The organism is Streptomyces sp. DSM 41931 (assembly GCF_050271085.1).
In the GTDB taxonomy this organism is placed as follows: domain Bacteria; phylum Actinomycetota; class Actinomycetes; order Streptomycetales; family Streptomycetaceae; genus Streptomyces; species Streptomyces albogriseolus.
In genome coordinates this window covers 5,369,136-5,395,838 of sequence record NZ_CP189902.1, presented here as the reverse complement: position 1 = coordinate 5,395,838, position 26,703 = coordinate 5,369,136, and the positions used below count along the sequence as shown (strand labels likewise).

The 26,703-nt window shown below is 71.8% G+C and carries 20 protein-coding genes and 1 riboswitch; of the genes, 7 read left to right on the top strand and 13 right to left on the bottom strand.

Translation table 11 applies throughout. The features are described 5' to 3' along the window. Positions 1-11: 11 nt before the first annotated feature. Positions 12-2,891 carry a GNAT family N-acetyltransferase gene (locus tag ACP7TJ_RS24895; protein ID WP_427765443.1) on the bottom strand — a complete coding sequence of 960 codons (2,880 nt, stop codon included), beginning with the start codon at positions 2,889-2,891 and terminating at the stop codon, positions 12-14. 176 nt (positions 2,892-3,067) lie between these two features. On the opposite strand from ACP7TJ_RS24895, the gene ACP7TJ_RS24890 reads away from it, so the two are divergent. Then, positions 3,068-3,349: an HPr family phosphocarrier protein gene (locus tag ACP7TJ_RS24890; protein ID WP_006136411.1), complete on the top strand. Its 282-nt coding sequence runs from the start codon at positions 3,068-3,070 to the stop codon at positions 3,347-3,349. A 136-nt stretch (positions 3,350-3,485) separates the two neighbouring features. On the opposite strand, the gene ACP7TJ_RS24885 is transcribed toward ACP7TJ_RS24890, so the two are convergent. The 4 genes from ACP7TJ_RS24885 to ACP7TJ_RS24870 form a co-directional block, all read right to left on the bottom strand. Then, complete coding sequence (locus ACP7TJ_RS24885; protein ID WP_093766475.1) at positions 3,486-4,190, bottom strand: GntR family transcriptional regulator; 705 nt, start codon at positions 4,188-4,190, stop codon at positions 3,486-3,488. A 199-nt stretch (positions 4,191-4,389) separates the two neighbouring features. Beyond that, positions 4,390-5,163, bottom strand: a complete 774-nt coding sequence (locus ACP7TJ_RS24880) for a M23 family metallopeptidase (protein WP_167743644.1) — start codon at positions 5,161-5,163, stop codon at positions 4,390-4,392. A 12-nt stretch (positions 5,164-5,175) separates the two neighbouring features. Beyond that, a riboswitch (cyclic di-AMP (ydaO/yuaA leader) is annotated at positions 5,176-5,340 on the bottom strand. 199 nt (positions 5,341-5,539) lie between these two features. Continuing rightward, positions 5,540-6,928, bottom strand: coding sequence for a M16 family metallopeptidase (locus ACP7TJ_RS24875; RefSeq protein ID WP_093766477.1), 1,389 nt, complete (start codon positions 6,926-6,928; stop codon positions 5,540-5,542). Next, on the bottom strand, positions 6,925-8,307 hold the full coding sequence (locus tag ACP7TJ_RS24870) for a M16 family metallopeptidase (RefSeq protein ID WP_093766478.1): 1,383 nt from the start codon (positions 8,305-8,307) through the stop codon (positions 6,925-6,927). Before ACP7TJ_RS24870 ends, ACP7TJ_RS24875 begins: the two co-directional genes overlap by 4 nt. Before the next feature lie 528 nt (positions 8,308-8,835). Here ACP7TJ_RS24870 and ACP7TJ_RS24865 point away from each other — a divergent pair. Next, complete coding sequence (locus ACP7TJ_RS24865; RefSeq protein WP_427765436.1) at positions 8,836-11,289, top strand: DNA gyrase/topoisomerase IV subunit A; 2,454 nt, start codon at positions 8,836-8,838, stop codon at positions 11,287-11,289. Here the strand turns inward: ACP7TJ_RS24865 and ACP7TJ_RS24860 are convergent. Beyond that, positions 11,286-12,341 (bottom strand): CobW family GTP-binding protein, encoded by a 1,056-nt coding sequence (locus tag ACP7TJ_RS24860; protein ID WP_427765433.1) that lies wholly within the window; start codon positions 12,339-12,341, stop codon positions 11,286-11,288. The genes ACP7TJ_RS24865 and ACP7TJ_RS24860 overlap by 4 nt on opposite strands. A gap of 319 nt (positions 12,342-12,660) precedes the next feature. Between ACP7TJ_RS24860 and ACP7TJ_RS24855 the strand changes: the two genes are divergently transcribed. Continuing rightward, positions 12,661-13,218: a DUF6082 family protein gene (locus tag ACP7TJ_RS24855; RefSeq protein ID WP_370165227.1), complete on the top strand. Its 558-nt coding sequence runs from the start codon at positions 12,661-12,663 to the stop codon at positions 13,216-13,218. Between the two features lies 1 nt (position 13,219). On the opposite strand, the gene ACP7TJ_RS24850 is transcribed toward ACP7TJ_RS24855, so the two are convergent. Then, entirely contained in the window at positions 13,220-13,459 is a 240-nt protein-coding gene (locus ACP7TJ_RS24850; RefSeq protein WP_367461146.1) for a hypothetical protein, read from the bottom strand. A gap of 343 nt (positions 13,460-13,802) precedes the next feature. On the opposite strand from ACP7TJ_RS24850, the gene ACP7TJ_RS24845 reads away from it, so the two are divergent. From ACP7TJ_RS24845 to ACP7TJ_RS24835, 3 genes are all read left to right on the top strand, one after another. Next, a complete protein-coding gene (locus ACP7TJ_RS24845; RefSeq protein ID WP_427765429.1) occupies positions 13,803-14,744 on the top strand; it encodes a sucrase ferredoxin in 942 nt (313 codons plus the stop codon). Positions 14,745-14,811: 67 nt separating this feature from the next. Further along, positions 14,812-16,485, top strand: a complete 1,674-nt coding sequence (locus tag ACP7TJ_RS24840) for an ATP-binding protein (protein WP_401539784.1) — start codon at positions 14,812-14,814, stop codon at positions 16,483-16,485. Continuing rightward, a complete protein-coding gene (locus ACP7TJ_RS24835) occupies positions 16,482-17,162 on the top strand; it encodes a DUF7342 family protein (protein WP_093766485.1) in 681 nt (226 codons plus the stop codon). Before ACP7TJ_RS24840 ends, ACP7TJ_RS24835 begins: the two co-directional genes overlap by 4 nt. Positions 17,163-17,295: 133 nt before the next feature. Here ACP7TJ_RS24835 and ACP7TJ_RS24830 read toward each other — a convergent pair whose 3' ends face one another. The 4 genes from ACP7TJ_RS24830 to ACP7TJ_RS24815 form a co-directional block, all read right to left on the bottom strand. Then, positions 17,296-18,888, bottom strand: a complete 1,593-nt coding sequence (locus ACP7TJ_RS24830; RefSeq protein WP_093766486.1) for a solute symporter family protein — start codon at positions 18,886-18,888, stop codon at positions 17,296-17,298. After that, entirely contained in the window at positions 18,885-19,349 is a 465-nt protein-coding gene (locus ACP7TJ_RS24825; protein ID WP_427765424.1) for a DUF485 domain-containing protein, read from the bottom strand. Before ACP7TJ_RS24825 ends, ACP7TJ_RS24830 begins: the two co-directional genes overlap by 4 nt. A gap of 189 nt (positions 19,350-19,538) precedes the next feature. Continuing rightward, positions 19,539-20,413 (bottom strand): IS5 family transposase gene (locus tag ACP7TJ_RS24820; RefSeq protein WP_427762645.1). Its coding sequence is split into 2 segments (ribosomal slippage): positions 19,539-20,020 and positions 20,020-20,413, totalling 876 coding nucleotides; the frame shifts between segments, so codons are not numbered across the junction. Between the two features lie 44 nt (positions 20,414-20,457). Beyond that, complete coding sequence (locus ACP7TJ_RS24815; RefSeq protein ID WP_427765422.1) at positions 20,458-22,584, bottom strand: DNA gyrase/topoisomerase IV subunit B; 2,127 nt, start codon at positions 22,582-22,584, stop codon at positions 20,458-20,460. Positions 22,585-23,022: 438 nt separating this feature from the next. Here ACP7TJ_RS24815 and ACP7TJ_RS24810 point away from each other — a divergent pair, with 438 nt between their 5' ends. Continuing rightward, complete coding sequence (locus ACP7TJ_RS24810) at positions 23,023-23,250, top strand: DUF7455 domain-containing protein (RefSeq protein WP_093766489.1); 228 nt, start codon at positions 23,023-23,025, stop codon at positions 23,248-23,250. A gap of 505 nt (positions 23,251-23,755) precedes the next feature. On the opposite strand, the gene ACP7TJ_RS24805 is transcribed toward ACP7TJ_RS24810, so the two are convergent. Both ACP7TJ_RS24805 and ACP7TJ_RS24800 read right to left on the bottom strand, forming a co-directional pair. Then, the gene (locus ACP7TJ_RS24805) at positions 23,756-24,598 is read right to left on the bottom strand and encodes a S1 family peptidase (RefSeq protein ID WP_093766490.1); all 843 of its coding nucleotides are present in this window, start codon (positions 24,596-24,598) and stop codon (positions 23,756-23,758) included. Between the two features lie 157 nt (positions 24,599-24,755). Then, complete coding sequence (locus tag ACP7TJ_RS24800; protein WP_427765417.1) at positions 24,756-26,279, bottom strand: RNA polymerase sigma factor; 1,524 nt, start codon at positions 26,277-26,279, stop codon at positions 24,756-24,758. Positions 26,280-26,703: the final 424 nt, after the last annotated feature.

Sequence of the window (26,703 nt, the reverse complement as noted above, 5' to 3'; positions counted from 1 at the left end):
CTCGCCCCGGGTCAGTACGTCGGGGGGAGGGTCCGGGGTCCTTGGTCGTCGCGGGCGGGCGGCGGCGCGAGGCGCACGGAGGCGCCGAGGACGCTGATGCCGTGCGGGGCGACGACGACCGGCTCCAGGGTGACCGCGACCACCTCGGGATGGTCGTGGACCAGCCGCGACACCCGCAGCATCAGCTCCTCAAGGGCGGGGGTGTCGACGGGCGCAGAGCCGCGCCAGCCGAACAGCAGCGGGGCGGTGCGGATCGACCGGACCAGCGACGTGGCGTCCCGGTCGGTGACCGGGATGAGGCGGTGCGCCATGTCGCCGAGCAGCTGGGAGGCTGCCCCGGCGAGCCCGAAGGACAGCACGGCGCCGGCCGCCGGGTCGATGACGGCGCGGACCACCGTGTCCACCCCGCGCGGAGCCATCCGCTGCACCACCGGGCGCAGTTCCTCCGGGCTGCCGAACAGCTCGGTCAGCTCGGCGTACGCCCGGCGCAGCTGCTCCTCGTCCGCCAGGTCGAGGCGGACGCCGCCCAGGTCGGCGCGGTGCCTGAGGTGCGGGGCGGTCGCCTTGAGGGCGACCGGGTAGCCGAGGGTGCGGGCGGCTGCTGCGGCGGCGTCCGGGGTGGGCGCGGGCAGGGCGCGGTGGACGTGGACGCCGTAGGCGGCGAGCAGTTCGCAGGTGGCGTCGGTGGTGAGGGTGAGGCCCTGGCCGCGGGCGAGCAGCCCCTTGATGAGGGCGGCGGCGCCCCGCTCGTCGATGTCGTCGTACTCGGGCACCTTGCCCGGGTCGGCGGCGTCCCGCCGCCACTGCCCGTACGCCACGGCCTGCGCGAGCGCCCGTACGGCCCGCTCGGCGGCGGGGTAGGCGGGGATGGGGTGGGCGCCCTCGGGCGGTGGTACGGGGCCGGGTGTGCCCTTGCCGTCCACCTCGGCGCCCTCGTCCGCCCCCGTCCGGGGATCCGCGCGCTCCCCTGTCCGTGTGCCGCCGGTCTTGGGGGCCGGGCCGGAGGCGCCCGGCTGGGGCGCCGTGCTCGTCGCGGCCGACAGGGCCTCCGCGAGGCCGCCCAGCTCGACGTGGACCACCAGGACCGGCTTGGTCGGCTGCTCGGCGGCGGCCGAGCGCAGCGCCTCCGCCAGGGCCGCGTCGCCGTCCGAACCCTCGCCCACCGAGGGGATGGCGGTCACGACGACCGCGTCGGAGGAGTCGTCGGCCAGCGCCCGGGAGAGCGCGGCGTGGAAGTCCGCCGCCGAGGCGGCGGTGGTGAGGTCCTGCGGCGGGTGCGGGCGCAGCCCCTCGGCGAGGCAGGCGTCGTAGGTGAGCAGGCCCAGGGACTCGGAGTTGCCGAGGATCGCCACCCGGGGTCCTGCGGGGAGGGGCTGGCGGGCGAGCAGCAGACCGGCGTCGACCAGTTCGGTGATGGTGTCCACGCGGATCACCCCGGCCTGGCGCAGCAGGGCGGAGACCGTGGCGTGCGGCAGCTGGGTCGCGCGGACGGCGTGCCCGCGCGGTCCCGCCCCGTGGCGCGCGCCCTGCACCACGACCAGCGGCTTGGCGGCGGCGGTGCGGCGGGCGAGGCGGGTGAACTTGCGGGGGTTGCCGATGGACTCCAGGTACATCAGGGCGACGTCGGTGTCGGCGTCCTCGTACCAGTACTGCAGGACGTCGTTGCCGGAGACGTCGGCGCGGTTGCCGGAGGAGACGAACGTGGACAGGCCGGTGACTCCGGTGACGCCGCCGCCGCGCCGGTGCAGGCGGGACAGCAGCGCGACGCCGATGGCGCCGGACTGGGCGAACAGGCCGATGCGGCCGGCGCGGGGCATGTCGGGGGCGAGCGAGGCGTTCAGCCGCACCTCGGGCGAGGTGTTGATGACGCCGAAGGAGTTCGGTCCGATGATCCGCATGCCGTGGCTGCGGGCCTGTCGGACGAGGGCGCGCTGGCGCTCCCTGCCCTCGGGGCCGGACTCGGCGTAGCCGGCGGAGATCACGACGAGGCCCTGGACGTCGTGCTCGCCGCACTCGGCGACCACCTCGGGGACCCGTTCGGCGGGCACCGCGACGACCGCGAGGTCCACGGGACCGTCGATGTCGCGCACGGAACGGAAGGCGGGGACGCCGTCGAGCTCCTTCCGCCCCTCGGGCAGCGCCCCGTTGACGGCGTAGAGGCGGCCGGTGAAGCCCCCGTCGCGGATGTTGTCGAGGATGCTGCGCCCGACGCCGCCGGGAGCGCGGCCGGTGCCGATGACGGCGACCGCGCCGGGCGCGAGGAGCCGCTGCACCGAGCGGGCCTCCGCGCGCTGCTCGCGCGCGTACTGCACGGCCAGGGAGCGGTCGGTGGGTTCGAGGTCGAACTCCAGGCGCACCACGCCGTCCTCGAAGCTGCGCTTCTGGCGGTATCCGGCGTCGGTGAACACCTTGATCATCTTGGTGTTGGCGGGCAGCACCTCGGCGGCGAAACGGCGGATGCCGCGCTCCCTGGCGACGGCGGCGATGTGCTCCAGCAGGGCGGAGGCGACGCCCCGGCCCTGGTGGGCGTCCTGCACCAGGAAGGCGACCTCGGCCTCGTCGGCCTCCGCGCCGGTCGCGGGCCGCCCGCCGGCGCCGATGCGGTCGTAGCGCACGGTGCCGATGAAGTCGTCGCCGACGGCCGCCGCGAGCCCGACCCGGTCCACGAAGTCGTGGTGGGTGAAGCGGTGCACGTCCTTGGCGGACAGCCGCGGGTAGGGCGCGAAGAAGCGGTAGTACTTCGACTCGTCGGACACCTGCTCGTAGAAGCTGACCAGGCGCTCGGCGTCGTCGACGGTGATGGGGCGGATGCGTGCGGTGCCGCCGTCGCGCAGCACCACGTCGGCCTCCCAGTGGGCGGGGTACTCGTGGCGCTCCGACGAGGTCTGCATGGGCCCCAGAGTACGGCTCGCGTCCGACAGCGGCGCGAGGCAGTCTGTGGTGGACGACCGCCGGGCCGAGGCCGCGGCCCGGCGGTCGTGGGGGCCGTCCCGGACGCCGCTCCGGGCACGCGCCACGATATGGAAGACTGGTCTAGACAACCCTGAACAGCGAAGGGCAGCAACACATGGCTGAGCGCCGCGTCAACGTCGGCTGGGCCGAGGGTCTCCACGCCCGCCCCGCCTCCATCTTCGTCCGAGCCGCCACGGCCGCAGGCGTCCCGGTGACGATCGCCAAGGCCGGGGGCACCCCCGTCAACGCGGCCTCGATGCTGGCCGTCCTGGGCCTGGGCGCCCAGGGCGGTGAGGAGATCGTCCTCGCCTCCGACGCCGAGGGCGCGGACGCCGCCCTGGACCGGCTGGCGAAGCTGGTCGCCGAGGGTCTCGAGGAACTTCCCGAGACCGTCTGAATCCGAATTACGCACGCGACTGCCGTGTGACGCGGAAAGGCCCGTCCGGACCACCGGGCGGGCCTTTCCCATTCCCATTTCCGGGCAGCAGGAAAAGCCCCCGCCATTTGCGCCCTCTTTGTATACGGGACCTGTGTTAATGGCGCAGGCTCGTCATGTTTACGGGATGTTGCGAGTTCCTCACACGGTCCGTGCCGACGGCGCGTGCGGCGCCGGAGCCGAACCGCAGCCGGCGTCCGGCGTCCGCCTGCTCGGTGTGCAGGGCCGTGAGGGTCCGCGCCCGCTCGCCGTCGCCGCGCGCCACGGCGTCCACGATCGCGCCGTGCTCCGCCCAGTACGCGACCGGGTCGGGCGGGCCGTCGGCCGCGTACATCCAGGCGATCTTGTGCCTGAGCTGGGTCAGCATCGACGTCAGCGCCGGGCTGCCGGAGGCCTGGGCGAGCGTCTCGTGGAACCATCCGCCCAGCGAGCGCAGATCCTCGCTGTTGCCCTGACGTGCGCGTTCCTGCCCCAGTCTGACCAGGCCGCGCAGCACCTTGAGATGGGCGTCGGTGCGCCGCTGGGCCGCCCGGGAGGCGCCGAGGGGCTCCAGCAGCCGGCGCATCTCCAGCAGGTCGGCGGCCTCCTGCTCGGTGGGCTCCGCCACGCACGCGCCCGCGTGCCGCCGGGTCACCACGAACCCCTCCGCCTCCAGGGTGCGCAGCGCCTCGCGGACGGGGACGCGGGAGACCCCGTAGCGGCGGGCGAGCAGTTCCTCGGTGAGCCGGCCCCCGCGCTCGTGGACACCGGCGACGATGTCGTCCCGGATCGCCGTGCACACCGAGTGCGCGGGAATACGCATGACCGACCTCCGGCTTAATCCCCGTGAAACGTCGACGCTTGACGTCCGTTCGTGACTCTATTGCAACCGACGACAATTTCCGACGGCGGACCGGAATCCATACATAATTTTTGGACAGGCGGCGTCCGGACGGACGCCCGAAAACGCCGAAAGCCCCGGCTCACGAAGAGCCGGGGCCCGGAAGGCGGGAGGGCGCGCCTCAGATGTTCACGCCGTGGGACCGGAGGTAGGCCACCGGGTCGAGGTCGGAGCCGTACTCGGCGGACATGCGCGCCTCGAAGTGCAGGTGGGCGCCGGTGACGTTGCCGGTGGCGCCGGCCAGGCCGATCTGCTGGCCCGCGGTGACCTCCTGGCCCACCGACACCGCGATCGACGACAGGTGCGCGTACTGGGTGTACGTGCCGTCGTGCATCTTGATGACGACCTGGTTGCCGTACGCGCCGCCCCAGCCGGCCTCGACGACCGTGCCGACGCCGACGGACTGGACGGGCGTGCCACTGGCGGCGTGGAAGTCGATCCCGGTGTGGCTGCCGGACGACCAGATGGCGCCGCCGCTCTGGTAGGAGGTCGACACGTACGAGCCGGGGATCGGGGAGACGAAGGTGTTGAGGCGCTTGCGCTCCGCCTCACGCGCGGCGCGCTCCTGCTCGGCGCGGGCCTTCTCGGCCTCCTCGGCCGCCCGCTCGCGGGCCGCCTCCTCGGCCGCCTTGCGCGCGGCCTCCTCGGCCGCCACGCGGGCGGCCTCGTGCTGGGCCGCGGCCTGGGCGTCGATGCGGTCGGCGACCACGTCGCCGAGGGTGACGACGGGAGTGAGGCCGGTCTGGGCCGCGGCCGGTTCGGCGGCGAGCGCGGGGGCCGCGAGGGAGCCGACGACGCCGGTGCCCGCGAGGGCCGCGACGCCCGCGGCGCGGGCGGTGCCGCGCTGGACGCGGCTGGGACGACGGTGCTTCCCGGTGGCGCGGGTGAACGCCATGTACAAGCTGGTCCTTTCCTTCCCTCTCGCCTACCGGGTTAGCTGACGGGTTCGGAGCAGGAAGGTCTCCTACGGACCCCCTCGCGACACGCGCGGGCGTCCGATTCACCCCAGGGACTGCATTGGGTCCCCGGCTCCCCTGGCTCGCGCCGTACGGGGACTCGGCGATGACTGTCCGCTGCCGCGGATGCGGCGCACTGCCCGACGAACAGCCCGCACGAAACTAAGCGGCACCTCTCGCAATCCCCAAACGATTCCCGGGTTTTGTAGCGCATCCCACAGGGCAGACAGGCAACCTCCGCCCCAATCCGGGCATAAGGGAGCCCCGGTGACGTTCCCGCCACCGGGGCTCTCGCGCGTGCGTCCCGCTGCGGCTCTACTCGGCCGTCACGACGGTGACTTCGCCGATCCCGAGCGCCTCCACGGGCGCCTTGATCTGCGCCGCGTCGCCGACGAGCACGGTCACCAGACGGTCCACCGGGAAGGCGTTCACCACCGCCGCCGTGGCCTCCACGGTGCCGGTCGCGGCCAACTGCCGGTACAGGTCGGCCTGGTAGTGGTCCGGCAGATGCTGCTCGACCTGGTCCGCCAGGGTGCTCGCGACGGCCGCCGCCGTCTCGTACTTGAGCGGCGCCACGCCCACCAGGTTCTGCACGGCGACGTCGCGCTCCTCGTCGGTGAGGCCCTCGGCGGCCAGCGTGCGCAGCACGGTCCACAGGTCGTCCAGCGCCGGGCCGGTGTGGGGGGTGTCGACCGAGCCGCTGATGGCCAGCATCGCCGCGCCCGAGCCGTCGGGGGCCGAGCGCAGCACCTGGCCGAACGCCCGTACGCCGTAGGTGTATCCCTTCTCCTCGCGCAGGACGCGGTCCAGGCGCGAGGTGAGGGTGCCGCCGAGGCAGTACGTGCCGAGCACCTGTGCGGGCCACACACGGTCGTGCCGGTCCGGGCCGATCCGGCCGATCAGCAGCTGCGTCTGCACGGCGCCGGGCCGGTCCACGACGACCACGCGGCCGGTGTCGTCCGCCACCACCGCGGGGACGGGCCGCGGCCGGGCCTGGGAGCCGGTCCAGGCGCCCAGGGTGTCGGCGAGCAGCGCGTCCAGGTCGACGCCGGTGAGGTCGCCGACCACCACGGCGGTCGCCGTGGCCGGGCGGACGTGCTTCTCGTAGAAGCCGCGCACGGCGGCGGAGTCGATGCGCGCGACGGTCTCCTCGGTGCCCTGGCGCGGGCGCGACATGCGCGCACTCGCCGGGAACAGCTCCTTGGCGAGCTCCTTCGCGGCGCGGCGGGACGGGTTCGCCAGCTCGTGCGGGATCTCGTCCAGGCGGTTGCGGACCAGCCGCTCGGTCTCGCTGTCGGCGAAGGCGGGCGCGCGCAGGGCGTCGGCGACCAGACCGAGCGCCTTGGCGAGCCGGGAGGCCGGCACCTCGAGGCTGAGGCGGACGCCGGGATGGTCGGCGTGCGCGTCGAGGGTGGCGCCGCAGCGCTCCAGCTCGGCGGCGAACTCCTCGGCGGAGTGCTTGTCGGTGCCCTCGGAGAAGGCGCGCGCCATGATCGTGGCGACGCCGTCGATCCCCTCGGGCTCCGCGTCCAGGGGCGCGTCGAGGACCACCTCGACGGCGACGACCTGCTGTCCGGGGCGGTGGCAGCGCAGCACGGTCAGGCCGTTGTCGAGGGTGCCGCGCTCGGGGGCCGGGAAGGCCCAGGGCTTGGCCTCGCCCCCCTGCGGCCGGGGGTGGAACTCCATCGTGGCGAGCTCGGTCACTTCGCCGTCTCCTCGTTCTCGTCGGCGCCGGCTGCGGCGGCTTCCTCGGTCTCGTCGGCGGCGTCACCGGCCGCGGGGGCGACGGGCTCGTAGACGAGCACCGCGCGGTTGTCGGGCCGCAGGCGCGCCTTGGCGACCTCCTGGACCTCCTCGGCCGTCACCTCCAGAACCCGGCTCACGGCGGTCAGGGCGAGCTGCGGGTCGCCGAACAGCACGGCGTAGCGGCACAGTTCGTCGGCGCGGCCGGCGACCGTGCCGAGCCGGTCGAGCCACTCGCGCTCCAGCTGGGCCTGGGCGCGCTCCATCTCCTCCGCGGTGGGGCCCACCTCGGCGAACCGGGCGAGCTCCTCGTCGATGGCGGCCTCGATCACCGGCACCTCCACGTCGCCGGACGTCTTGACGTCCAGCCAGCCCAGGGACGGCGCCCCGGCCAGCCGCAGCAGGCCGAACCCGGCCGCCACGGCCGTGCGGTCGCGCCGCACCAGGCGGTTGTAGAGCCGCGAGGACTCGCCGCCGCCGAGGACGGTGAGCGCCAGGTCGGCCGCGTCGCACGCGCGCGTGCCGTCCTCCGGAAGCCGGTAGGCGGCCATCAGCGCCCGCGCGGGGACCTCCTCCTCGACGACCTCGCGCAGCTCCCGGCCGATCACGTCGGGCAGCGAGCCGTCGCGCGGGGCGGGCTTGCCGTCGTGCGACGGGATGGAGCCGAAGTACTTCTCGATCCAGGCGAGCGTCTGCTCGGGGTCGATGTCGCCGACCACGGACAGCACCGCGTTGTTCGGCGCGTAGTACGTGCGGAAGAACTGGCGGGCGTCCTCCAGGGTCGCCGCGTCCAGGTCCGCCATCGACCCGATCGGGGTGTGGTGGTACGGGTGGCCCTCCGGGTAGGAGAGGGCGGTCAGCTTCTCGAAGGCGGTGCCGTAGGGAACGTTGTCGTAGCGCTGACGGCGCTCGTTCTTCACGACGTCCCGCTGGTTCTCCATGGACTCCTCGTCCAGGGCGGTCAGCAGGGAGCCCATGCGGTCGGCCTCCAGCCAGAGAGCGAGCTCGAGCTGGTGGGCGGGCATGGTCTCGAAGTAGTTGGTCCGCTCGAAGCTGGTGGTGCCGTTGAGCGAGCCGCCGGCGCCCTGCACCAGTTCGAAGTGGCCGTTGCCCTTCACCTGGGCGGACCCCTGGAACATGAGGTGCTCGAAAAGGTGCGCCAGGCCCGTACGGCCCTTGACCTCGTGCCGTGAGCCCACGTCGTACCAGAGGCACACCGCCGCGACCGGGGTCAGGTGGTCCTCGGAGAGCACCACGCGCAGGCCGTTGGCCAGGCGGTGTTCGGTCGCTGTCAGGCCCCCGGAGCCTGCCTGGGCTGTGGCCGTGTGACCCATGGGCATGTACGTCCCTTCGATCGCGGAGGCGGTCGTCGTCGACACCGCCGTTTCTGCCGGTCCTGCCACTGTATGCAAGCGTGCGGACGGCCGGTGGAGTTCCCGGACCGGGCGGCTACGCCGAGAGCGAGAACCTGGTGGGGCGGGTGGTGCGGGGGTGAAGGACGCGCACGGCGCGTGACGAGTGGTGTGCGCCGGGTCGCCCTCTCGGGTGCGCCGTCGTGCGCCTCCGCGATGCGGACGGGCGGGGTGTGCGCCGGGGTGCGCGGGGCGAGGTCCTGTCGCGCTCACGAGGGGCGTGCCGAGAGCACGAGCGGGTCGTGTCGGCCACGGGGCGCCCCCGCGGAGTGCGGACGCGGCCCGCGGGACGACCCCGCGGAGTGCGCGGCGACGGAGCCGCGTAGCCTGCTCGCGCCGCCGTACCGCGCCGAACCGGGCGGCAGGACCCGGGTCCTGGTCCCGCCCTGTCAGTGCGAAGGTCCACAATGGTCCGCGTCAGATCCCGTCCCACGCTTCAGCAAGGAGCCGGCAGCGATGGCCCGCCGCAGCACCAAGACCCCGCCGCCCGACGACTCGTTCGAGGAGAAGATCCTCGACATCGACGTCGTCGACGAGATGCAGGGCTCCTTCCTCGAGTACGCGTACTCGGTCATCTACTCCCGCGCCCTGCCCGACGCGCGTGACGGTCTGAAGCCGGTGCACCGCCGCATCGTCTACCAGATGAACGAGATGGGCCTGCGCCCCGAGCGCGGCTACGTCAAGTGCGCGCGCGTGGTCGGCGAGGTGATGGGCAAGCTGCACCCGCACGGCGACGCGTCGATCTACGACGCCCTGGTCCGCATGGCGCAGCCGTTCTCCATGCGCCTGCCCCTGGTAGACGGCCACGGCAACTTCGGCTCGCTGGGCAACGACGACCCGCCCGCCGCCATGCGGTACACCGAGTGCCGGATGGCCGCGGCCACGAGTCTGATGACCGAGTCCATCGACGAGGACACGGTCGACTTCGCGCCCAACTACGACGGCCAGGAGCAGGAACCGGCCGCCCTTCCCGCCGCGTTCCCCAACCTCCTGGTGAACGGCGCCTCGGGCATCGCCGTCGGCATGGCCACCAACATGCCGCCGCACAACCTGCGTGAGGTCGTCGCCGCCGCGCGGCACCTGATCCGGCACCCCAACGCCGACCTCGACGCCCTGATGAAGCACGTCCCGGGCCCCGACCTGCCCACCGGCGGCCGGATCGTCGGCCTCTCCGGCATCCGGGACGCCTACGAGACCGGGCGCGGCACGTTCAAGATCCGCGCGACGGTGACCGTGGAGGACGTGACGGCGCGCCGCAAGGGCCTGGTCGTCACCGAGCTGCCGTTCACGGTCGGCCCGGAGAAGGTGATCGCCAAGATCAAGGACCTGGTGGGCTCGAAGAAGCTCCAGGGCATCGCCGACGTCAAGGACCTCACCGACCGCGCGCACGGCCTGCGCCTGGTCATCGAGGTCAAGAACGGCTTCGTGCCGGAGGCCGTGCTGGAGCAGCTGTACAAGCTGACGCCGATGGAGGAGTCCTTCGGCATCAACAACGTGGCGCTGGTGGACGGCCAGCCCCTCACCCTCGGCCTCAAGGAGCTGCTCGAGGTCTACCTCGACCACCGCTTCACCGTGGTGCGCCGCCGCTCGGAGTTCCGCCGCGGCAGGAAGCGCGACCGGCTGCACCTGGTCGAGGGCCTGCTCACGGCCCTGCTCGACATCGACGAGGTGATCCGCCTCATCCGCTCCAGCGAGAACTCGGCGCAGGCCAAGCAGCGGCTGATCGAGCACTTCTCGCTGAGCGACGTCCAGACCCAGTACATCCTGGACACCCCGCTGCGCCGCCTCACCAAGTACGACCGGATCGAGCTGGAGGCCGAGAAGGACCGGCTGAACGCGGAGATCGAGGAGCTGACCCGGATCCTGGAGTCGGACGCGGAGCTGCGCAAGCTGGTCTCGGCCGAACTGGCCGCGGTGGCGAAGAAGTTCGGCGACGACCGGCGCACCCTGCTGCTGGAGTCGGCCGGCGCCCCGGCCACGGTGCCGCTGCAGGTGGCGGACACCCCGTGCCGGGTGCTGCTGTCGTCCACGGGACTGCTGGCGCGCACCGCCGACGACCGGCCGCTCGCCGACACCTCCGGCGGCAAGCGCGTCAAGCACGACGTGATCGTCTCGGCGGTCCCGGCGACCGCGCGCGGCGAGATCGGCGTGGTCACGTCGGCGGGCCGGCTGCTCCGGGTCAACGTGATCGACCTGCCTCAGCTCCCCGAGTCGATGCCGGTGCCCAACCTGTCGGGCGGTGCGCCGCTGGCGGAGTTCGTGTCCCTGGAGGACGACGAGCAGGTGGTGTGCCTGACCACGCTCGACGAGTCCTCGCCGGGCCTGGCGCTCGGCACCCAGCAGGGCGTGGTCAAGCGCGTGGTGCCCGACTACCCCTCCAACAAGGAGGAGCTCGAGGTCATCACCCTCAAGGAGGGCGACCGGATCGTCGGCGCGACCGAACTGCGCACGGGCGAGGAGGACCTGGTCTTCATCACCGACGACGCGCAGCTGCTGCGCTACCCGGCCTCCGTGGTGCGTCCGCAGGGACGCCCGGCGGGCGGTATGACGGGCATCAAGCTCGGCGAGGGCGCGAAGGTCATCAGCTTCACGGCGGTCGACCCGGCGGCGGACGCGGTGGTGTTCACGGTCGCGGGCTCGCGCGGCACGCTGGACGACTCGGTGCAGACGACGGCCAAGCTGACCCCGTTCGACCAGTACCCGCGTAAGGGCCGGGCCACCGGCGGGGTGCGCTGCCAGCGGTTCCTGAAGGGCGAGGACTGCCTGTCCCTGGCCTGGGCAGGCCCCATCCCGGCGCGCGCGGCGCAGAAGAACGGCACGGCGGTGGACCTCCCGCAGATGGACCCGCGCCGGGACGGCTCGGGCGTGTCCCTGGCCAAGACGGTGGCCGTGGTGGCAGGGCCGGTCTAGGCCGCGGGGTCCTCGGCCTCCTGGACGTAGCGCAGGACGCCCCACATGCCGGCCTCGTCGTCGGCGTGTGGGGCGCCGTCGCTCACACACCCGTCCAGCTCGGCGCGCAGGGCGCCGGTGTCGAGGCCGGTCCCGATCAGCACGAGCTGCGTCGCCCGCCAGGCGCCGGCCGGCCACGGCTCCGGGTAGAAGCGGAGGAACCGGCCGACGGCGTGCACGGCGTACCGGTTGCGCAGGTCGTACGGGCCGAAGTCGACGTACCCCTTGATGCGGTACAGCCCGGCGGGCCTGCTGTCGAGGAAGGCGATGAGGCGCCGGGGGTCGAGCGGCTGCTCGGACACGAAGGAGAGGCTGTCGTAGCCGGCGTGCAGATGGGGGTGGGTGTCGTGCTCGCAGCCGTCCCGGTGAAGGTCGTCGAAGGACAGCTGCCCGATGCGCTCCTCGCCGGGCCGGCAGTCGAAGAGGAACTCGGGGTCGACCCGGCCGTGCGTGGCGGGCACCACGGCCGCGCGGTCGACGAGGTCCCTGACCGTCTTCAGCACGGGCTCCGGGTCGTCCACCCTGTCGGTCTTGTTCACGACCACGAGGTCGGCGAGCGCCAGGTGCCGGTCGATGCCGGGGTGCGCGGCCCTGGTCTCGTCGAACTCGGCGGCGTCCACGACCTCGACGAGGCCGCCGTAGACGATGTTCGGCAGCTCACTGGCGAGCACCATGCGGACGAGTTCCTGCGGTTCGGCCAGGCCGCTCGCCTCGATGACGATGACGTCGATGCCGGCGGAGGGGCGGGCGAGCCGCTCCAGGTACTCGTCGAGTTCACTGGCGTCGACGGCGCAGCAGAGGCATCCGTTGCCGAGGGACACGGTGGAGTCGCCGAGGGCGCCCGCGACGGCCATCGCGTCGATCTCGACGGCCCCGAAGTCGTTCACGACCGCGCCGATACGGCTGCCGCCGCTGCGGTGGAGAAGGTGGTTGAGCAGGGTGGTCTTTCCCGAGCCGAGGAATCCGGCCAGCACGACCACCGGAATCTGCCGCCCGCTGCTCCGCTCCGACACACGACCCCTCTCACACCTGTGCGCACACCGGCTCGCTGACGGCGTGCGCACGGACGAACGACTGACGGTCCAGGATACGAGTACCCGCAACGACCCCGAAGTGAACGATTGTTAGCAGCATTCGCGGGGCAGACGTCTGGCAAGGCGCCGGATTGTGCGACCCTCGCTTCCCTCCGTGCGCCTCCTCTCCGCCTTCCCGCCGATCAGAGCCGCTCGGCACCCTGGAAGGCGGCAAGCGCCGCCCACCGCTCGCCGGTTCCCTGAAGTCGACCCACCACCCGACGACCGGCGGACGGCGGCCTGATCGGGGGTATTTGACATGGGCACAAAGAGCGTGGGGCTGCGGAGGTTCCAGTCGGTCACCGCAGTCGGTCTGGGGATGGTCGCAGGGGTATTCGCTGCGGTGGCAGCACAGCGGAACACGTTGGACGCGATCAATCGGCGCCTTGAGCGCCTGGAAGAACAGGCCGGCCATCAGCAGCGGGCCAACCTGGCCATGCAGCAGCGGCAGCACTGGGAGTTGCTGAGCAAAGCGATGGACAACCCCGAATTGACCGAAGTGCTCGACATCTTCGCGGTGCCGGTCACCGTTCAGAAGCGCCGTCAGTACTTGTTCGCGAACGCCCTGTACACGAACTTGCTCAGCTACCACCGCGTCGGAAACCTAACCAAGGAGGAGTTCTACAAGCACGCCCGCGCCATGTTCCAGAACCCCATAGTCAGGGAGTACTGGTACGCAACGCGACACTTACGCGCAAGCTTGAAGGGTACGGAGGAAGCGGAGATCGGCCAGATGATCGACGAGTTGCTGCTTCAGCTCGATGAAGCCGACACCGACGAGTGGTGGGTGGTAGGAGAACCACCCACCCATGAGTGACTTATACGTCGGGAATGTCCGCCTTCGCCTTGATCAAGGTGTCGCGGGTGATGACAACAATGCGTTCATAATCGGCGCGCGCAGCATCGTCAGGCAACTGAGAGTCCAGCGAATCAGTCACGTCCGTGCCAATAACCGCAAACCTGCCGTCGGCAAGCTCAAAAATGTCGGGACACGTTCCACCCGTAGCGCTACCTCGGAAGCGGGGAGCGACACCGAGGCGGCGGACGATCTGACTCACTGTTGAATTCCTCTGCTTCTCAAGGCGCAAGCGCCTGCGCCCGCTGCCACGCGGTGCGCGATGGCATCGTCGCAGGTCTGCATCCCCATCGAGGGAGACTCGCAGATGAAAGAGCCCTCTCGCACCTCAAAAGGACGCAGTACGTCCGGCATTCATACCACTCGGACGCATGAAGACTCACACGCTTCATACATTCCTCCGGAAGAGTGATATGTGGCCGAAGAATTACTGATCACCCATGTACTTGACATATGCCACCTATGCCAGAATCCGCACGGCGGACCCTCGCGAACCGCTGTGCCCGACAAGGCGCCGGAGTGGAACTCAGGTTAGGCTCACCTCTGTGAGTAGCACGTGCTCAACCGTCTCCCGCGAGCTCGACGAGCCCGTCGCGGGGACCGCGGCGACCGCGCGGACCTGGCTCTTGCTGGAGCAGCCCGGCCCGTGGGGGGCGAAGGCGCTCACGTCGAGCCACCTCGATCCCGCCCTGGGCCGCGCCCTGGAGACCGCCGCCAAGGGCACGGGCGTACGCATCGCCCTCATCAGGCGTCCCGGACGCCACGCGGACAGCCGTATGCCCTCCACGCGCCGCGTGTACGTCGCCCACACCGTCCCGGGCGACGTCTGGCTGCACACCGCGACCGCCACCGATCCCACCCGCCTGCTCGACCTCGACTTCCCGGCCCTCGGCCGCGGCGAGGCCGCGAGTTTTGACGCGGCGCTGGGCGGCGCACCCCATGACGGCGCCCCCCTCGCCCTCGTCTGCACCAACGGCAAGCGCGACCGCTGCTGCGCCCTGCTGGGCAGGCCCCTCGCGGCCGAGCTGGCCTCCTCCGGCGTCGAGGGCGTCTGGGAGGTCACCCATCTCGGGGGCCACCGCTTCTCCCCCACCGTGCTGGTGCTGCCGTACGGCTACGCGTACGGGCGGGCGGAGGCGCATGCCGTCAAGGAGGTGCTGTGCGGCGTGCGGGAGGGCCGGATCGTCACCGAAGGATGCCGGGGCGCCTCCGCGTGGGAGCGGCCCGGCCAGGCGGCCGAGCTGGAAGTGCGGCGCGCCGTGCGCGAGGACGCCGCGCAGGCGCTGAGCGTCGTCCGGACGGAGGGCGCGGCGCCCCGCTGGGAGGTGACCGTCGCCCACGTGGACGGGCGACGCTGGCGCGTCGAGGTCGCCCAGGGCGCGTCCCTGCCGCCGCGGCCGGAGAGCTGCGGCTCGGTTCTCGGCTCGCCCGCGCGGATGGACGTCGTCGACGTCCGTGCGCTCACCCCCGCGGCCATGGCCGGCTGACCGACCGCCGGGAGAAGCACGTCACACCCCCTACGGCACCTCCGCCTCCCCCGCGTACCGTCGGGGCATGACCCGCACAGTCCCCGCTCGCCGTCTGCGCCTCGGCCTGCCGCGGCGGGTGTTCTCCCAGGTCCTGCTGATGCAGGTGGCGATCGCCGCGGGCGTCGCCGTGCTGGCGACCGGCCTGTTCCTCGCGCCGCTCGGCGAGCAGCTCGACGACCAGGCGATGCGCCGGGCCCTGGCGATCGCGCAGACCACCGCCCAGCAGCCGCAGATCGCGGAGGACCTGCGCGCCACGGGGCCCACACCCGGCGGGCCGGTGCAGCAGGAGGCGGAGCGGATCCGGCGGGCCACCGGGGCGGAGTACGTGGTGGTGCTGGACCGGCGGGGCGTGCGCTGGTCGCACACCGACCCGGAGCGGATCGGCGGACTGGTGTCCACCGACCCCGGTGAGGCGCTGGCCGGCCGCGAGGTCATGGAGATCGACGAGGGCACCCTGGGCCGCACCGCGCGCGGCAAGGTCCCGCTGCGGAACGCCGACGGTGAGGTCATCGGCGCGGTCTCGGTCGGCATCGCCTACGACAGCGTCCGCGCCCGGCTGATCCACGCCATCCCGGGGCTGCTCGCCTACGCGGGCGGCGCCCTCGCGGTGGGCGCGCTCGCGGCCTGGCTGATCTCCCGGCGCGTCCAGCGGCAGACCCGCGACCTGGCCTTCTCCGACATCGCCGCGCTGCTCGCGGAGCGCGAGGCGATGCTGCACGGCATCCGGGAGGGCGTCGTGGCCCTGGACCGCGACGGGCGCGTCCGCCTGCTGAACGACGAGGCGCAGCGGCTGCTGGGCATCGGCGAGGAGGCCGTCGGCAGCTCGCCGGACGAGGCGCTGGGCGCGGGCCGCACGGCCGACGTGCTGGCGGGGCGGGTGACCGGCACCGACCTGCTCACCGTCCGCGGGCAGCGGGTGCTGGTCGCGAACCGCATGCCGACCGACGACGGCGGCGCCGTGGCCACCCTGCGCGACCGGACCGAACTGGACCAGCTGGGCCGGGAGCTCGACTCCACGCGCGGGCTGATCGACGCGCTGCGTGCCCAGGACCACGAGCACGCGAACCGTATGCACACCCTGCTGGGGCTGCTGGAGCTGGAGATGTACGAGGACGCGGTGGAGTTCGTCGGCGAGGTGGTGGGCGACCACCGGGCCACGTCGGAGCAGGTCACGGAGAGGATCCGGGACCCGCTGCTGGCGGCGCTGCTGGTGGGCAAGGCGACGGTGGCGGCCGAGCGCGGGGCGGCGCTGCGGCTGTCGGACCGGTCCCGCCTGCCGGACCGGCTGGTCGACCCGCGGGGGCTGGTGACCGTCGTGGGCAACCTGGTGGACAACGCCCTGGACGCCGTCGCCGGGACGCCCGACGCGCGCGTGGAGGTCGAGTTGCGCGCCGAGGGCCGTACGGCGGTGCTCGTGGTCCGGGACACCGGCCCCGGTGTGCCGCCCGAGCGGCGGGAGCTGATCTTCACCGAGGGGTGGTCCACCAAGGAGCCGCCCGGCCACCGTGAGCGGGGCATCGGACTGCCCCTGGTGCGCCGGCTCGCGCACCGGCACGGGGGCGACGCGCGCGTGGGCGAGGCGCCGGGCGGGGGCGCGGAGTTCACCGTCGTGCTGCCGGAGGCACTGACCGAGCCGGAGCCGCAGGCCGCCCTCACGGGCGCCGCCGCCCGGCCCTCCGGACCCGAGGAGGCGCGGTGATCGAGGTCCTGGTGGTGGACGACGACGTCCGGGTGGCGCGGGTCAACGCGGCCTACGTCGACAAGGTGCCCGGCTTCCACGCCGTGCGTCCGGCGCACAGCGCGGCCGAGGCACTGGAGCGGGTGGAGACGCTTCCCCGGGTGGATCTCGTCCTCATGGACCACTATCTGCCCGACGAGACGGGGCTGGACGTCGTGAGGGAGATGCGGCGGCGCGGCCATCAGGCCGACGTGATCATGGTGACGGCGGCCCGGGACGTGGCGACGGTGCAGGCGGCGATGCGGCACGGCGCGCTGCAGTACCTGGTCAAGCCGTTCGCCTTCGCCGGGCTGCGGGGCAAGCTGGAGGCGTACGCGCGGCTGCGCCGCACCCTGGACGGCGGCGGCGAGGCGGAACAGGCGGAGGTGGACCGCATCTTCGGCGCGCTGTCCGAGTCGACCGAGCCGCAGCTGCCCAAGGGGCACTCCCCCACCACGGCGGACCTCGTGCGCCGGGCACTGACGGCCGCCGAAGGGCCGCTGTCGGCCCAGGAGATCGCCGAGCGCACCGGTGTGAGCCGGCAGACCGCCCAGCGCTATCTGAAGCTGCTGGAGCGCACGGGACGGGCCACGCTGACCCTGCGGTACGGGGACGCGGGCCGCCCGGAACACCGTTACGTGTGGGCGACCCGCGCCTGAGGCACGGCTCGTGAGGGCGGGGGGAAGGAACCGTGCCCCCCTTCCGTACGGATACCGACGTCGTACGTCTCCGGTCGGCGGCCGTACGTCCCCTGTTGGCGGCTGTACGTCTCCTGACGGCCGGCGCCGTCCGTCAGGCCGCGCCCGCGCCGGTCAGTGAGCGCACCTCGGTCTCGGCGTGGCGGGCCTCGTCGGGGACCTCGGCGGAGGTGACCGTGCCGAGCCAGCCGGCGAGGAAGCCCAGCGGGATGGAGACCAGTCCCGGGTTCTGCAGCGGGAAGAGCTGGACGTCGACGCCGGGGAAGAGGGAGTCGGGGCTGCCGGACACGACCGGGGACAGCAGCACCAGCACCACCGCCGGGATCAGGCCGCCGTAGACGGACCACACGGCGCCGCGGGTGGTGAAGCCGCGCCAGAACAGCGAGTAGAGCAGCACGGGCAGGTTCGCGGACGCGGCGACGGCGAAGGCGAGGCCGACGAGGAACGCGACGTTGAGGTCGCGGGCCAGCAGGCCGAGGGCGATCGCGACGACGCCGATGCCGACCGCGGCGACGCGTGCGACGGCGACCTCGCTGCGGGGCTTGCCGCCGGGGCGGCGCAGGGAGGCGTACAGGTCGTGGGCGACGGAGGCCGAGGAGGCGAGCGTGATCCCGGCGACCACGGCGAGGATGGTGGCGAAGGCGACCGCGGCGACGACCGCGAAGAGGACCGTTCCGCCGGTGGTGCCGGCGCCGCCGCCGAGGTCGAGCGCGAGCAGCGGGACCGCCGTGTTGCCCGACGCGTGCGAGGCGCGCACGGCGTCCGGGCCGATGAGGGCGGCGGCGCCGAAGCCGAGCACGATGGTCATCAGGTAGAAGCCGCCGATGAGTCCGATCGCCCAGACCACGGACCGCCGGGCGGCGCGCGCGGTGGGGACGGTGTAGAAGCGGGACAGGATGTGCGGCAGGCCCGCCGTGCCGAGCACCAGGGCGAGTCCGAGGCTGATGAAGTCGAAGCGGGCGGTCCAGTCGCCGCCGTAGGCGAGGCCGGGGGCGAGGAACGCGTCGCCGTGGCCGCTGCGTTCGGCGGCGGTGTGCAGCAGCCGGTTGACGTCCCCGTGGAAGCGCAGCAGGACGAGGACGGTGAGGGTCACGGTGCCGCCGAGCAGCAGGACCGCCTTGACGATTTGGATCCAGGTGGTGGCGCGCATGCCGCCGAGCGACACGTAGATCACCATGAGCGCGCCGACGCCGACCACGGTCCAGGCCTGCACGGCCTCGCCGGTGCCGCCGAGGAGCAGCGCGACGAGGCTGCCCGCGCCGACCATCTGCGCCACCAGGTACAGCACGGAGACGGCGACGGAGGAGGTGCCGGCGGCGATGCGCACCGGCCGCTCCCGCATCCGGGCGGCGACCACGTCGGCGAGTGTGAACCGGCCGCAGTTGCGGACCAGTTCGGCGACCAGGAACAGCACGACCAGCCAGGCCACGAGGAAGCCCACCGAGTAGAGCATCCCGTCGTAGCCGACGAGGGCGATGAGGCCGGAGATGCCGAGGAAGGAGGCGGCCGACATGTAGTCGCCGGCGATGGCAAAACCGTTCTCCATCGGCGAGAAGAGACGGTTGCCCGCGTAGAACTCCTCGGCGGAGCCCTGGCGGTGGCGGCTCACCCAGGTGGTGATGACCAGGGTGACGGCCACGAACGCGCTGAACAGCAGCAGGGCGGTGGTCCGGTGGTCGGTCGTCATGACGCGCCGCCTCTGCCTCGCGCCAGCTCCTGGGTGTCCCAGCGCAGTTCGAGCGCCGCGCGGTCGCGCCGCAGCCGGGCGTGGCGGACGTAGGCCCAGGTGAGCAGGAAGGTGGTGAGGAACTGGCCGAGACCGGCCACCATCCCGACGTTCACCGCGCCCGCGACGGGGCGCGCCATCAGTCCGGGGACGGTGGTGGCGGTGACGACGTACGCGACGTACCAGAGGAGGAAGGCGACGGCTCCGGGGACCACGAAGCGCCGGTAGCGGCGGCGTACTTCCTGGAAGGCCGCGCTGCGCTGCACCTCGAGGTAGATGTCGGCCGCCGCCGCGGGTGCGGCGTCCGGCTCGGGCCGGTCCGGCGGCAGTGCCGCGGACGCGGCCGATTCGCCCCAGCCCGAGGCCAGGGCGTCGTACCAGGGATCGTCGTAGGTCACGTCCCCCGCATTGCTTCGCTGCATGCCCAAGGATGGACAGAACGGGAAGTTCTCTGACTCTTCTTCCCGTACTGCTTCACCCCATCAGGTGACCGGGGCGTGCGGGCGCCGGGGAGGACGGCCACGGAGAACGGCCGGAGGGGCGCCGTCCCGCTCCGGGACGGCGCCCCTCCTGAGGCCGAGCACGCCTAGGGCCTGTTGCGAAAGTGCTGGTCATAGCCATTCATTGATGGCTGCGACCAGCACGGTCGCTTCGTAGCGGACGGCGAGTTTGTCGTACCTCGTGGCGACAGCCCGGTGGCGTTTGAGCCGGTTGATCCCGCACTCGACCGCGTGCCGCTGCTTGTAGTCGTCCTTGTCGAACATCGGCGGCCGCCCGCCACGCGATCCGCGCTTGAGGCGGTTGCGGACCCGGTCCGCCGGAACCGGGATGGTGGCCTTGATCCCGCGTCTGCGCAGGTAGGAGCGATTGCCACGGGAGTCGTACGCCTTGTCGGCCCGCACCCGGTCCGGACGCTTGCGCGGCCTGCCCAGTCCCAGCCGCGGAACCCGGATGGCTTCCAGGACCGGCTCGAACTGCGGGGAGTCGCCCCGCTGCCCGGCCGTGATCACCACGGACAAGGGCTTCTGCCCCTGCTCGACCGCGAGGTGGATCTTGCTGGTCAGTCCGCCGCGGGAGCGTCCGAGGCCGTGGTCGGCCGGCTCGACGAAGATCCCGCCGGGCGGCTCCTTCTGGAGGTCCCCTTTTTCGCCGCTCCGGCGGCGTGCTGGTGGGCCCGGCAGACGGTGGAGTCGACGTTGACATCCCAGGTGATCAGGCCCTTGGCGTCCGCCTCGGCCTGGAGCTGGGTGAGGATCCTCGCCCAGGTGCCGTCCCGCTGCCAGCGCCGGAACAGGTCATAGACCCGGTCCCACGGCCCATAACGTTCGGGCACGTCCCGCCACGGAGCACCGGTCCGGGTCCGCCACCGTATCCCGTCTATCAACTGCCGCCGCGTCCACACCTGCGGCCGGCCCGGCTTGATGCCCGTCGGCAGCAGAGGCTCAAGCCGGGCCCACTGGCCATTCGTCAGATCCCCACGTCCCACAGGACATGATCATCAACGAACAAGATCCACTTTCGCAACAGACCCTAGGCGTCGATGCGGGAGCGGTCCAGCGTGGCCGCCGAACTGGAGATGAACTCCTTGCGCGGGGCCACGTCGTTGCCCATGAGAAGGTCGAAGACCTGCTCGGCGGCCTCGAGGTCGGTGAGGTTGATCCGGCGCAGGGTGCGGTGGCGCGGGTCCATCGTGGTCTCGGCCAGCTGGTCGGCGTCCATCTCGCCGAGACCCTTGTAGCGCTGGATCGAGTCCTTGTACCGGATGCCCTTGCTCTGCAGCTCCATGAGCTTGTCCCGCAGCTCCCGGTCCGAGTACGTGTACACGTACTTGTCCTGGCCCTTCTTGGGCTGGACGATCTCGATCCGGTGCAGCGGCGGCACCGCGGCGAAGACCCGGCCGGCCTCGACCATGGGCCGCATGTAGCGGTGGAACAGGGTCAGGAGCAGCGTGCGGATGTGGGAGCCGTCCACATCGGCGTCGGTCATCATGATGATCTTGCCGTAGCGCGCCGCGTCGATGTCGAAGGTCCGGCCGGACCCGGCCCCTATGACCTGGATGATCGCGCCGCACTCGGCGTTCTTGAGCATGTCCGTGACGGACGACTTCTGCACGTTGAGGATCTTGCCGCGGATCGGCAGCAAGGCCTGGAACTCGGAGTTCCGGGCGAGCTTCGCCGTGCCGAGCGCGGAGTCGCCCTCGACGATGAACAGCTCGCTGCGGTCGACGTCGTCGCTGCGGCAGTCGGCGAGCTTGGCCGGCAGCGAGGAGGACTCCAGGGCCGTCTTGCGACGCTGCGCGTCCTTGTGCTGACGCGCCGCGATGCGCGTACGGGCCGCGGCGACGACCTTCTCCATGACCACGCGGGCCTGCTGGGCGCCGTCCCGCTTGGTGGAGGTCAGGAACGCCTTGAGCTCCTTGGACACCACGTTGTTCACGATGCGGCGGGCGGCGGAGGTGCCGAGCACCTCCTTGGTCTGACCCTCGAACTGAGGTTCGGCAAGGCGGACCGTGACCACCGCGGTGAGGCCTTCGAGAGCGTCGTCCTTCACGACGTCGTCCTCGGCCACCCGCAGCATCTTCTTGGCCCGCAGGACCTCGTTCATCGTCTTGGCGACGGCCTGCTCGAAGCCCGCGACATGGGTGCCGCCCTTGGGGGTGGCGATGATGTTGACGAACGACCTGACGGTCGTCTCGTAGCCGGTGCCCCAGCGCAGCGCCACGTCGACGCCGAGCTCGCGGATGACCTCGGTGGGCGTCATCTGGCCGTGCTCGTCGAGGACCGGGACCGTCTCCTTGAAGGAGCCCTGCCCAGTGAAGCGGAGCGTGTCGCAGACCGGCCGGTCGGAGGCCAGGAACTCGCAGAACTCGGAGATGCCGCCGTCGAAGCGGAAGGACTCCTCACCCTTGCTGCCGCCCTCGCCGAGCCCGTACTCGTCGCGGACGACGATGGTCAGGCCGGGCACCAGGAACGCGGTCTGCCGGGCGCGCTGGTGCAGGGTGTCCAGAGCGAGCTTGGCGTCCTTGAGGAAGATCTGGCGGTCGGCCCAGTAGCGCACGCGGGTGCCGCTGCGGGTCTTCGGGATCTTCTTGGTCTTGCGCAGGCCGCTCTTGGGCTCGAACTTCGCGTCCGGCCCCACGGCGGAGAAGGCGCCGGGGACGCCGCGGCGGAAGCTGATCGCGTGGGTGTGGCCCCCGCGGTCGACCTCCACGTCGAGACGCGCGGAGAGGGCGTTCACCACGGAGGCGCCGACGCCGTGCAGACCGCCGGAGGCGGCGTAGGAGCCGCCGCCGAACTTTCCGCCGGCGTGCAGCTTGGTCATGACGACCTCGACACCGGAGAGGCCGGTCTTGGGCTCGACGTCGACCGGGATGCCGCGGCCGTTGTCCTTGACCTCCACCGAGCCGTCGTCGTGGAGGACGACCTCGATGTGGTCGCAGTAGCCGCCGAGGGCCTCGTCCACGGCGTTGTCGATGATCTCCCAGAGGCAGTGCATCAGGCCACGGCTGTCCGTGGACCCGATGTACATACCGGGGCGCTTGCGCACGGCCTCGAGCCCCTCGAGGACGAGCAGGTGCCGCGCGGTGTAGTTGGAACCGTCCCGGTCTGCTCCTGCCAGCAGCGCTGTGGACGACGGCACGGACGTCTCGGCGGTCACGCGGTTCGCTCCTCGCTGAATTTCAGATGGGGCCCTCGTGGGTAAGGGCGCGGCTTGGTTCACCGGTGAGAGGGTACCGAGGCCTGGTAGAGCCGTTGTAACGCCACCCTCGTCTCGGTCCCACCCTAGTCGAGGGTCGCATGGGTGTTCGATCCCTCGATGGAGTGAAGCACACATCACGTTCCCATCGAGGCATGAACCATTTAGGCTCCGGGCACGTCCTCATGAACAACCGGCAACCCAGCCGGGAGGGCCGACCACCGAGACCACGCGAATCCGTACGACACAGAGACACGCACTACGGCACATTCGCCGCCAACCGGCAACAGCCGGCCGCCCCGAAGTTTTTTTCGAGGAAAAGCCTCGAGCGGGAACGTTTTGGGGCTGGTTGGATGTTGACCCTGGTACGACAGCTCGTCGAGCTAGAGAAGAGGCGACGTGACTACTGTTCTGACCCCCGCGAGCCCGCTGACGGCCGCCGATCGCTGCGACCGCTGCGGCGCCCAGGCTTACCTGCGCGTCGTCCTGCTGAGCGGTGGAGAACTGCTCTTCTGCGCCCACCACGGTCGCAAGTTCGAGCCGGAACTCAAGAAGATCGCCGCTGAGATACAGGACGAGACGGAGCGGCTGACCGCTCCGAAGGGCGCTCCTGACGAGGAGAGCTGACACTTCGCGTCCGACGACGAGCAGCCAGTCCGGCACAGGCCGGCGAACGGGCGGCGTCCTCCCCTTGCGGAGGACGCCGCCCGTCTGCGTTCACGCTGCCGCTGGGGAGGGGTACGGGTGCGTCCTGCTCCGGGGCGTGCGAGGCGGTGGGAAGGTCGGGCGTGCCCGCGGCGCGGGTGAGAGCGCGTCCCTGAGCCCACGGGCTCCGTATTGCCGGCTGCGCTGCAGAATGTGCCCGGGGAGCGGCTGACCCTCGGGACGTGACCAGCGACTCGCGCCACAGAGCGCGCGGGGTGCTGCCCGTCGGGCTGGCGAGCAGCTCGCGCCGCAGAAGGCTCACGGAACGTCGGCGGCACGCGCCGCGGAGGGCGCGCAGGGCGGCCGGGGTCGGCGGGGTGGCGCTCAGGGTGCCGTAGGCGCTGCTCACGCACCCCGCGCCGGGCCCGCTGGGGGTTGTGGAGGGCCCAGCCCCGCCAAGGCCCCGCACCAGCCGCCCGCGCCCCTCTCAGCCCTGCGAGGCCGCAGGCCACCCCAGCGTGTCGAGGACGTCGGAGATGCGGGTGTAGACCCCCGGGCTGCCTGCCCAGCCGCAGCCCGCTCCCCAGGAGACCAGGCCTATGAGCCTCCCCTGGGCGACCAGCGGCCCCCCGCTGTCGCCCTGGCAGGCGTCCCGGCCGCCGGCCACCTCACCCGCGCACAGCATCGTCTCGGCGCGGTAGGTGCCGTTGGAGCCCCCGGAGTACGCCTTCTCGCACTGCGCGTCGGGCTGCACCCGTACCCGCGCCCCGTGCAGGCTCCCGGCGTAGCTGCCGGAGCCGGTGGTGTCCCCCCAGCCGTAGACCGTGGCGGGCGTGCCCGCGCGGTACGCCGGGTCGCCCGCCCCGGCCATGCCTATGACCGAGGTCGCGGGGAGCGGCTCGGCCAGGCTGAGCACGGCGAAGTCGCCGGAGTTGGTGACGCCGTCGTAGTGCGGGTTCACCCAGACCTTCCGTACGGCGACCTCCTGGCCGCTGTCCGAGAGCAGCTCGGTACGCCCCGCTATGACTCTGAGGTCGCTCACCCGCTCCGGGGAGGCGCCGAGCACCTCCGGGTCCATGCAGTGGGCGGCGGTGAGCACGGTGGTCCGGCCGACCGCCACGCCCCCGCAGAACTGCCCCGCCCGCGCACCGCCGAACCGGTCACGGCTGGAGAGCGCCACGGTGTACGGGCTCTGTGACACATCGACGGGGAAGCCGCCGACGACGATGCTGTCGGCGGCCACCGGAGCGGCCGAGGCCAGTGGTATGACGGTCCCCGCGGCCACGAGGGTCAGCGGCCGGGCCAGGGCCCTGGCAAGTCGACGTCGCATGCACGCTCCTCACACTGGGGTGAACCTTGGACACCCACAGTGAGGGAAGTGGTCCGTGCCCGCACCCGCGCGACAGCACGAAGGCCCGGCCCCTCGCAGGGGGCCGGGCCTTCGTGAACGGCAGCGCACGACAGGTCGTCGCGGCCGGAGCGACGTCCTAGTCGAGGTAGTCGCGCAGCACCTGCGAACGCGACGGGTGACGCAGCTTCGACATGGTCTTCGACTCGATCTGGCGGATCCGCTCACGCGTGACGCCGTACACCTTGCCGATCTCGTCGAGGGTCTTCGGCTGACCGTCGGTGAGACCGAACCGCATCGAGACGACGCCCGCCTCGCGCTCCGACAGGGTGTCGAGCACGGAGTGCAGCTGCTCCTGCAGCAGCGTGAAGCTGACGGCGTCGGCCGGGACGACGGCCTCGGAGTCCTCGATGAGGTCACCGAACTCGCTGTCGCCGTCCTCGCCCAGCGGGGTGTGCAGGGAGATGGGCTCGCGGCCGTACTTCTGGACCTCGATGACCTTCTCCGGGGTCATGTCGAGCTCCTTGGCCAGCTCCTCCGGGGTGGGCTCGCGGCCCAGGTCCTGGAGCATCTGGCGCTGCACGCGCGCGAGCTTGTTGATGACCTCGACCATGTGCACCGGGATACGGATGGTGCGGGCCTGGTCGGCCATGGCGCGGGTGATCGCCTGACGGATCCACCAGGTGGCGTACGTGGAGAACTTGTAGCCCTTGGTGTAGTCGAACTTCTCGACCGCGCGGATCAGACCGAGGTTGCCCTCCTGGATGAGGTCCAGGAAGAGCATGCCGCGGCCGGTGTAGCGCTTGGCCAGGGAGACCACCAGACGGAGGTTGGCCTCCAGCAGGTGGTTCTTGGCCCGGCGGCCGTCCTCCGCGATGATCTCCAGCTCACGCTTGAGCTTCGGCGCCAGCTTGTCGGAGTTCGCCAGCTTGTCCTCGGCGAACAGGCCAGCCTCGATGCGCTTGGCCAGCTCGACCTCCTGCTCGGCGTTGAGCAGGGGGACCTTGCCGATCTGCTTGAGGTAGTCCTTGACCGGGTCGGCGGTGGCGCCCGCGGCGGCGACCTGCTGGGCCGGCGCGTCGTCCTCGTCCTCGTCGGACAGCACAAAACCGGCGCTCTCGGCGCCCTCGGGCTCGTCCGCGACCTTGGTCTCCTCGAGGGCCTCCTCGTCGACCAGCTCGGCGTCGTCCTTCTTGGCCGTGGTCTTCTTCGCGGCGGTCTTCTTGGCCGTGGTCTTCTTCGCGGCGGTCTTCTTGGCCGTGGTCTTCTTCGCGGCCGCCTTCTTCTCGGGCGCCGCCTCCTCCTCGGCGGCTGCGTCGGCGGCCGGGGCCGCGGCGGCGGTGGCCTTCCGCGGGGTCGCCGCCTTGGCCGCTACGGTCTTGGTGGCGGTGCGCTTGGCGGGACTCTTCGCTGCGACGCTCTTGCGGGTGCGCTTGGGCTCTGCGGCACTGACCATCAGCGTCACACCCTCTTCCTCGAGGATCTGGTTGAGGCTGCGCAGTACGTTCTTCCACTGAGTGGCCGGAATCTGGTCAGCTTCGAAGGCCCGACGCACGTCATCGCCGGCGATCTGCCCCTCAGCCTTTCCCCGCTCGATGAGCGCCATGACAGAGACGGACTCGGCGATCTCCGGCGGGAGCGTACGGGATGTGCTGGCCGACACGAACAACCTCTCGGAACGTTGGAAAACGGCTTCCGGCCCCGTCCACAGTGGACAGGGGCCGACCGCCGGCTTGGGGATGGGCCGACGGCGCGGGCGGGGGCCGGGAAGATGCACAGCGCCATGAACGGCGTCCGTATTCCCTCCGCGGCTGTCACCTCTTAGGTCATCGCGTTCCTCCCAGGAGCGTTACGCCCATTCCGCGTGGCCCGAGTCACACCCCGCAGCCAGTCAAAACCTGTCAGATGAGGACAGAAGCGTGCACCAGGGGTGAGGAGGTCGCCGCCCCGGGGCTTCGACCGGTCCTTCGTACCGTCGTCTCGTCGTTTCGTACCGTCGGACCCTGCGCAACCGTCGACGGTTGCGCAGGGTCCGACGGGGGACGGCTCACGGACGCGACACCGCCACAGGAGGGGATGGCGGGCCG

Coding starts and splice junctions, on each gene's coding strand:
- ACP7TJ_RS24880 (WP_167743644.1), bottom strand. CDS start 5,163: ATGGCGTTCACCCGCGCCACCGGGAAGCACCGTCGTCCCAGCCGCGTC.
- ACP7TJ_RS24825 (WP_427765424.1), bottom strand. CDS start 19,349: ATGCAGCGAAGCAATGCGGGGGACGTGACCTACGACGATCCCTGGTAC.
- ACP7TJ_RS24895 (WP_427765443.1), bottom strand. CDS start 2,891: ATGCAGACCTCGTCGGAGCGCCACGAGTACCCCGCCCACTGGGAGGCC.
- ACP7TJ_RS24840 (WP_401539784.1), top strand. CDS start 14,812: ATGACCCGCACAGTCCCCGCTCGCCGTCTGCGCCTCGGCCTGCCGCGG.
- ACP7TJ_RS24855 (WP_370165227.1), top strand. CDS start 12,661: ATGGGCACAAAGAGCGTGGGGCTGCGGAGGTTCCAGTCGGTCACCGCA.
- ACP7TJ_RS24870 (WP_093766478.1), bottom strand. CDS start 8,307: ATGCCCATGGGTCACACGGCCACAGCCCAGGCAGGCTCCGGGGGCCTG.
- ACP7TJ_RS24830 (WP_093766486.1), bottom strand. CDS start 18,888: ATGACGACCGACCACCGGACCACCGCCCTGCTGCTGTTCAGCGCGTTC.
- ACP7TJ_RS24890 (WP_006136411.1), top strand. CDS start 3,068: ATGGCTGAGCGCCGCGTCAACGTCGGCTGGGCCGAGGGTCTCCACGCC.
- ACP7TJ_RS24885 (WP_093766475.1), bottom strand. CDS start 4,190: ATGCGTATTCCCGCGCACTCGGTGTGCACGGCGATCCGGGACGACATC.
- ACP7TJ_RS24805 (WP_093766490.1), bottom strand. CDS start 24,598: ATGCGACGTCGACTTGCCAGGGCCCTGGCCCGGCCGCTGACCCTCGTG.
- ACP7TJ_RS24865 (WP_427765436.1), top strand. CDS start 8,836: ATGGCCCGCCGCAGCACCAAGACCCCGCCGCCCGACGACTCGTTCGAG.